At 34.8% G+C, this 7,610-nt stretch carries 8 protein-coding genes; 6 read left to right on the forward strand and 2 right to left on the reverse strand.

Annotation, left to right across the window (positions count from 1 at the left end):
* Window positions 1-266: 266 nt before the first annotated feature.
* A complete protein-coding gene (gene folE / locus DMB91_RS07335; RefSeq protein WP_034904411.1) occupies window positions 267-839 on the reverse strand; it encodes a GTP cyclohydrolase I FolE in 573 nt (190 codons plus the stop codon).
* A 121-nt stretch (window positions 840-960) separates the two neighbouring features.
* Here folE and tig point away from each other — a divergent pair, with 121 nt between their 5' ends.
* The 6 genes from tig to DMB91_RS07365 all read left to right on the forward strand — a co-directional run bounded on the left by tig (window position 961) and on the right by DMB91_RS07365 (window position 7,279).
* Complete coding sequence (tig, locus tag DMB91_RS07340; protein ID WP_034904414.1) at window positions 961-2,316, forward strand: trigger factor; 1,356 nt, start codon at window positions 961-963, stop codon at window positions 2,314-2,316.
* Complete coding sequence (clpP, locus tag DMB91_RS07345) at window positions 2,316-2,900, forward strand: ATP-dependent Clp endopeptidase proteolytic subunit ClpP (RefSeq protein WP_034904416.1); 585 nt, start codon at window positions 2,316-2,318, stop codon at window positions 2,898-2,900. The genes tig and clpP overlap by 1 nt, the downstream gene beginning before the upstream one ends.
* Before the next feature lie 15 nt (window positions 2,901-2,915).
* A complete protein-coding gene (locus DMB91_RS07350; RefSeq protein ID WP_034904419.1) occupies window positions 2,916-3,941 on the forward strand; it encodes a GGDEF domain-containing protein in 1,026 nt (341 codons plus the stop codon).
* A 3-nt stretch (window positions 3,942-3,944) separates the two neighbouring features.
* On the forward strand, window positions 3,945-4,484 hold the full coding sequence (gene def / locus DMB91_RS07355) for a peptide deformylase (RefSeq protein WP_034904422.1): 540 nt from the start codon (window positions 3,945-3,947) through the stop codon (window positions 4,482-4,484).
* Window positions 4,471-5,976, forward strand: a complete 1,506-nt coding sequence (locus DMB91_RS07360) for a YifB family Mg chelatase-like AAA ATPase (RefSeq protein ID WP_034904424.1) — start codon at window positions 4,471-4,473, stop codon at window positions 5,974-5,976. The genes def and DMB91_RS07360 overlap by 14 nt, the downstream gene beginning before the upstream one ends.
* 139 nt (window positions 5,977-6,115) lie before the next feature.
* Complete coding sequence (locus tag DMB91_RS07365; RefSeq protein WP_034904427.1) at window positions 6,116-7,279, forward strand: pyridoxal phosphate-dependent aminotransferase; 1,164 nt, start codon at window positions 6,116-6,118, stop codon at window positions 7,277-7,279.
* A gap of 88 nt (window positions 7,280-7,367) precedes the next feature.
* Here the strand turns inward: DMB91_RS07365 and DMB91_RS08895 are convergent, their stop codons facing one another.
* Window positions 7,368-7,538: a hypothetical protein gene (locus DMB91_RS08895; protein ID WP_156104114.1), complete on the reverse strand. Its 171-nt coding sequence runs from the start codon at window positions 7,536-7,538 to the stop codon at window positions 7,368-7,370.
* Between the last annotated feature and the right edge of the window lie 72 nt (window positions 7,539-7,610).

Genomic DNA, 7,610 nt, shown 5'->3' on the forward strand with positions numbered 1-7,610 from the left:
CTCTTCCTCTTAAAAATTCGCTTGTTATAGCCTTAGCTTCCCTTTGAAAAAAATTAAGCAAAAATAAATTTTTAAACAAAAGACCTATCTCCTCACTATTTTGTAGCTTAAAAAAAGAAAGTAATGTATGCAAAAAGCAGAACCTAAATTAAAATCTAAAACATATCTAAAAGGCTCAGAATAAGCATAAAATTTAAAACTCCTTTTATCTATTCTAAGAGCATTGCGTAAATGTCCATAAAATTGTATAGCAAGCCTTTTTTTCATCAAAAACGAACCTGCTTTGAAGAATTGATGAGGGAGAAAAATTCTTTTCTAGTATTGTCATTTTTTAAAAAACAGCCTCTTAGTGCTGAGGTGCTTGTAGTGGAATTTGCCTTTTGCACCCCTCTCATCTCAACGCATAAATGTCTTGCTTCTATAACCACGCCAACGCCTTTTGCACCTACATTTTCCATCAAAGCTTCTGCAATTTGTTCAGTAAGCTGTTCTTGAATTTGAAGTCTGCGTGCAAAAACCTCAACCAAACGAGGAATTTTACTTAAACCAACCACTTTTTTATCAGGGATATAAGCAATATGCACTCGTCCAAAAAAAGGCAAAAGATGATGCTCGCAAAGGCTATAAAACTCTATATCACGCACTAATACCATTTCGTTGTTTGAGCTGACAAATAAGGCATCATTTAAGACTTGTTTGGGATTTTTTTTATAACCTTGAGTGAGAAATTCAAAGCTTTTTGCTACTCGAGCCGGAGTTTTTACAAGCCCTTCACGTTTTGGATTTTCGCCTATTAAATTTAAGATATTTGTAACTGATTTTTCAAATTCTTCTTGCATAATGCTTTTTCCTTGAAACTTAATTTTAAGATTTTATCATAAATAACTTTAATTTTTATCTAATTAAAAGGCAAAATTTGATATAGTGGCAAGTAAAATTTATTTTTTAAGGAAAAATGAAATGGAAGTAAAAGCAAAGCAGCTTGATAAAGCCAATGCAAATATAAGCGTAAAAATTGACTCAAAAAGCTTAGAAGATGAAATGCAAAAGCTTGCCCAAAAAACAGCAAAGACCATAAAAATGGATGGATTTAGACCCGGAAAAGTGCCTGCAAGTGCAGTATTAAAACGATACGGCGAGCAATTAAAAACTGATGCGCAACAAGAGCTTTTAAAACAGGCGATGAATACTGGCTTAAAAGAGCTTAAAAAAGAAAGCAAAGACATAGTCGGTGAGCCGTATTTTGAAAAATTTGATAACAAAGAAGGTGCGGTAGAAGCTGATTTGATGATCTCCTTTAAACCAGAGATCAAGCTTGATGGATATGAAGAGCTAATCCCAAAACAAAGCACTCCAAAAATCACTAAAAAAGAAATAGAAAACAAAAAAGAAGAAATGCTCAAAAACTTCGCCACTCACGAAGAGATTAAGGAAAAAAGAGGCTTAAAGGAAGGGGATTTTGCGAAATTTGACTTTGAAGGTTTTGTTGATGATAAGGCTTTTGAAGGTGGCAAGGCTGAAAATTTCACTCTTGAGATAGGCTCAAAGCAGTTTATACCGGGCTTTGAAGAAGCAATGATAGATATGAAAGCCGGCGAAGAAAAAGATATAAAAGTAACTTTTCCAAAAGATTATGGTGCTGCAAATTTAGCTGGAAAAGAAGCGGTGTTTAAGATCAAACTTCATGAAATTTTAAAAGCTGTGCCAGCTAAGATCGATGAAGAACTTTTGAAAAAACTTCTACCAAATGAAAAAGAATTAAGCGAAGAAAAGCTTGATGAAAAACTCAAAAATCAGCTCGAGCAAGAAAAGCTTTATACTCTCATCAACGAGGAGTTAAAACCAGCTCTAGCTGAAGCTTTAGTGAAAAAATATACTTTTGATTTGCCAAAGGGCGTTGTCGAACAAGAAATCGATCTACAGCTTAGAAATTCGCTCTCAAACCTTAGTCAAGATGAGATCAAAGCCCTACAAGAAGATAAAGATAAGCTTAAAGCTAAAAGAGAAGAATTTAAAGATGAGGCTCAAAAGAGTGTCAAACTTACCTTCATCATCAATGAGCTTGCCTTGCTTCGAAAGATAGGCGTAAGCGATCAAGAAGTTATGCAAGCTGTGTATTTTGAAGCTTATAGAAGTGGGGTTGATCCAAGAGTGCTTTTGCAAAACTATCAGCAACAAGGCATTTTGCCAGCTGTAAAAATGGCTTTGGTTGAAGAAAAACTTTTCAACGATATCTTTATGCCAAAAAATGAAAAGAAAGAGCCTAAAAAAGAGAAAGAAGAAAGTAAAAAAGATAAAAACGAGGGAGAAAAATAATGTATATCCCTTATGTCATCGAGCGGACAAGTAGAGGGGAGCGAAGTTATGATATATACTCCCGTCTTTTAAAAGATCGTATTGTAATACTAAGTGGCGAGATCAATGATGATGTAGCTGCTTCTGTGGTAGCTCAATTTTTATTTTTAGAGGCTGAAGATCCAGACAAAGATATTTATCTATATATCAACTCACCCGGCGGTGTAATCACAAGTGGCTTTAGTATCTATGATACGATGAATTATATCAAACCAAGCGTTTGCACTATCTGCATAGGACAAGCTGCTTCTATGGGGGCGTTTTTGCTTAGCTGTGGTGAAAAAGGCAAACGTTTTGCTCTGCCAAATTCACGCATTATGATTCATCAGCCCTTAGGTGGAGCTAGAGGACAAGCAACAGACATTGAAATTCAAGCTAAAGAAATTTTAAGGCTTAAAAGCATTTTGAATGAAATTTTAGCCGCAAATACAAATCAAAAGCTTACTAAAATCGTAAAAGATACTGAAAGAGACTTTTTCATGAGTGCAAATGAAGCTAAGGAATATGGGCTTATTGACAAGGTTTTGCAAAGAAGCTTTAAATAAATAAAGGACTAGGTTGTGGAAGATAATTTTTTAGCTGATTTTGGTGCAAATTTTGGCTCAAGTTCAGAAAAAGAAACTCAAAAAATTCAAAAAATCAGCGGCGGTGAATTTGATAAATTTTCAAAATCAGTTCTTGAAGCTCTTGTGAAAGATAATGTGTCGCCTATACCGACGAATTATCGTATTTATTTTGAAAAAATGCTTGATTCTCAAACGATGACTTTTAAAAAAAGAATCACAGAGATGATGGAGCTTGACGGCAAGCAAGAAGATAAGCAAGTCGTGATCGAAAAAGAAGTTAAAAAAAGCTTTTCTGCTTTAAACATCTTGCTTCAAGATATGGCAATGATCTATAAAAATACCAAAGTGATTAAAGAAATGATCGCAAAGAGGATGTCAGAACTTTCCATAAATTCAGGCAACCTCGCCCTTAATGCTACCTTAGGTGCGATACAAACAGATATTGATCGATACTTAGCTTTGCTTTCTCGATATACTTATGATATCAAAGAAAAATTCGAAGAGATAAGCCACGCCTACGAAAGCATAGAAGAGCAGAGTGATTTTGATCCTATCTTTGAAATTTATAACAAAAAATTCCTCCTTCACACCCTTGAACTCTGTAAAGAAGGCTATGAAAAATATAATTATCAAAATACCATAGTTTTGTTTAGGATAAAAGACTCGGTTTTAAGCAAGCTTACAGATACAAAAGACAAAAATATCTTACTTAAAAATATCGCTAAAATTATCAGCAAAAATATAGGCAAAGGCGATATACTTGCACATTATCAAGACGGCATTTTTGTGCTTTTATTACAACACTGCAATATTCAAAACGCTCAAAAAACTATAGAAAAACTGATCGATCGTATTTACAACACGAACTTTTTTATCTCTTCAGTTGAAGTGGATATGAATTTAGAAGTCGTGATGAACTTGATCAAAGATGATTTAAGCATTGATAAATTGCTTGATAAGATGATTAAGATGTTAAACACTACCGGCAAAGATAGCCAAAATTTCGCTGTTTTGGACTAGGATATGCAAAGAAAGATCATCACTTATCCAAGCAAGAGATTGTATCTTAATTCAGAGCCTATATGCAGTTTTAATGAAGATTTACATACTCTGCTTGATGATATGTATGAAACTATGATAGCAGGGCAGGGTGTAGGTTTAGCTGCCATTCAAGTTAATGTACCGGTGCGTGTTTTTTTAGCCAATATACCTGATGAAAATGAAGAGCAAAAAAAGGAAAATTTGCTTGAGATCATTAATCCAGAGCTTGAGTTTATAAATGATGAAAAGATACTTTTTACTGAGGGTTGTTTAAGTATACCGAATTTTTATGAAGAAGTTGAGCGTTATAAAAGCGTGGCTTTGCATTATCAAGATCGCTTTGGTAAAAAGCATAGTCTTGAGGCAAGTGATTTTTTAGCTGTGGTGTTTCAGCATGAATTTGACCATCTTAATGGACATTTGTTTATAGAAAAATTAACTTATTCTCAAAGACAGAAATTTCAAAAAGAGTTTAAAGAAGCTCAAAAACTTGCCAAAAAAGTCAAAAATGAAAAAGCTTAAATGTCTTAATCTCAGTGATGAAATTGATATTATAGAAGTTGAAAGCACTTTTACAAGGGGTTTGCCCGGCTTTTCTATAGTGGGGCTTGCTAACACTGCGATCAAAGAAAGCACTGATCGGATTAAGGCGTGTTTGATGAGTAAAAACTTTGCCTTTCCAGCCCAAAAAATCACCATAAATCTTAGTCCAAGTGGTATCCCTAAGCAAGGCTCGCACTTTGACTTAGCCATTGCTATCTTAATACTTTTACAAAAACAAGAATTTAAAGAATGCTTTGTCTTTGGCGAACTTGGGCTTGATGGTAGTGTAAAAAGCACAAATGAGCTTTTTTCTTTGCTCTTATTTTTAAGCACCAAACTTAAAAAAGCTGAAGTTTTAGTGCCTTTTAGCCTAGCTGCAAAGGCTTCAATGATCCCGAATTTAAAGGTGTATGCAGTAAATAATCTTGATGAAGCCTTAGAATTTTTTACGAGCGAGGAAAAAGAAAAGTTTCTCTACTCAAGCACGCATCCTCTTTTTGCAAAGCCTATATTCATCAAAGAAAAAGCTTATATTCAAAACACAGATTTTGCCTTTGATTTTAAGGATATTAAAGGACAAGAAAATGCTAAATTTGCTTGCCTCATAGCAGCTTTAGGTATGCATAATATACTTTTTGAAGGAAGTCCTGGAAGCGGAAAAAGTATGTGTGCAAAAAGACTGGTTTATATTATGCCGCCTCAAAGCCTAAATGAAATCCTAGCTGCTAATGCTTATGAGAGCTTAAATCATAAAAATTGTGAATTTTCAAGTCAAAGAGCCTTTAGAAATCCGCACCATACAAGCACAAGAGCAAGCATTTTTGGAGGTGGCGCAAGAGGAGCTAAGATAGGAGAAGTCGCACTTGCAAATGGAGGAGTGCTGTTTTTTGATGAATTTCCGCATTTTAATAAAGACATCATAGAAAGCCTAAGAGAGCCTTTAGAGGACAATCAAATCCTTATCTCAAGGGTAAATTCAAAGGTAAGATATGAAACAAAATTCATCTTTGTAGCTGCACAAAATCCTTGTCCTTGCGGGAATTTATTTTCTCACAAACTCAATTGTAAATGCAGCGATCTTGAGATTAAACGCTATAAAAACCGCATTTCAGCAGCGATTTTAGATAGGATAGATTTGTATGTGGCTATGGATGAGGTAAAAAGCGAGGATAAAAGTTCTTTTAGCTCAAAAGAACTAAGCGATAGAGTTTTACAAGGCTTTATCTTTCAAAAACAAAGAGGACAAGCCGAGTTTAACGCCAAGCTTAAAGATGAAGATTTAAAGCATTTTTGCACGCTTTCAAAAGAGGCTTTAAATACCCTTGAACTTGCCATAGCTCGCTTTAAACTCTCTCAAAGAGCTATTAATAAAAGCTTAAAAGTAGCTCGCACCTGTGCTGATTTAAAACAAAGCGAAATTATAGAAAAAGAACATTTACTCGAAGCTTTAAGCTTTAGAATCAAAGCTTAAAAACACATTTTACCAACATAAATTGTTTAATTTGTCAGAACAAAAGAAATAAAAGTAATGAATTTGTAAATTTCAAGCCTTTTTTGTGATATTTTCGCTACAATGCTTTTAAATTTATCAACAAAAAAAGGAAGAAAGTATGCAAGCTTTAAGTCTAAGAACGGCTGATTTTACAGAATCAGTCATACGAAAAATGACACGCATTTGTCTTCAGCACAACGCTATCAATCTTTCTCAAGGTTTTCCAGACTTTGATCCACCTATAGAACTTCAAGAAGCTCTAGCTAAGGTAGCCACCAAAGGACCTCATCAATACGCCATTACAAGCGGAGCGGCAAATTTCAAGCAGGCTTTAGCTAGAAAAGCCTCTCATTTTATGGGGCTTGAAGTCAATGCTGAAGAAAATGTGCTTGTTACTTGTGGTAGCACTGAAGCGATGATAGCAACTATGCTTGCTTTGGTAAATCCGGGTGAAAAAGTGATCGTGTTTTCACCATTTTATGAAAACTATGGAGCTGATGCTATTTTAAGCGGAGCTGAACCTATTTTTGTGCCTTTAAATCCGCCTGAATTTCACTTTGATGAAGATGCACTCGAACAAGCCTTTAAGCAAAAACCAAAGGCGATCATACTTTGCAACCCAAGCAACCCTTGCGGTAAAGTTTTTAGCCTCAAAGAGCTTGAATTTATCGCTGATTTGGCGATCAAGTATGATGTATATGTCATCACTGATGAGGTGTATGAACATATCATTTTTGCTCCTTTTCAGCACCATTATATAGCTACATTGCCAAAGATGTTTGAACGCACTATATCGTGTTCTAGTCTTTCAAAGACTTATTCTATCACTGGTTGGCGACTTGGGTATTTAATCGCTTCAAAGGAGATTGTCCAAAGAGCACATAAGGTGCATGATTTTTTAACCATTGGAGCAGCTGCACCCTTGCAAGAAGCAGCGATCGCGGGATTAAATTTTGATCAAAGCTATTACACAGACTTACAAAACAAATACACACTGATGAAAGATACTTTTTTAAACGGATTAAAAGCCCTAGATATAAAGCATAGCACGCCTCAAGGTGCGTATTTTGTGCTGGTTGATATCAGCGAATTTGGCTATGAAAGCGACACTGAATTTTGCCAAAAGCTGATCGAAAAAGTTGGCGTTGCGGCTGTGCCGGGTTCGAGCTTTTTTAAAGATGGCATAAATACTTACATACGTTTTCATTTTGCCAAAAAACTTGAAACCTTGCACGAAGCCTTAAATCGCCTAGAAAAGATGAAAACTCTTATGCGAAAATAAACCCTAGCTCATCATAAAAATCGATGAGCTAGAAAGCTCACTGCACGCTTGTTTTTAAGTTTTTTCAGGAGCTTTAAACTCTTTAAATTTAAGCCAAGTAATGATCTAAAACCACGGCTATGATAGCGACTAAATACCCCCAGCCAAAATAAAGCATTTTGTGGAATTTGAAAAAAGACACCTTAACCAAAACGATAAAAGCATAATTGAAATGCTTTTCCAAAACCCTATCTTTTTCACTCATCTTTATCAAATTCACTCATCTTTTCAAACAAACTTAATCTTTTTTTAAAAAATTCTCATTTTTTTGTAATTTTTAAAGCTATTTAAG

It is taken from the genome of Campylobacter sp. MIT 97-5078 (assembly GCF_006864455.1).
Taxonomy (GTDB): Bacteria; Campylobacterota; Campylobacteria; order Campylobacterales; family Campylobacteraceae; genus Campylobacter_D.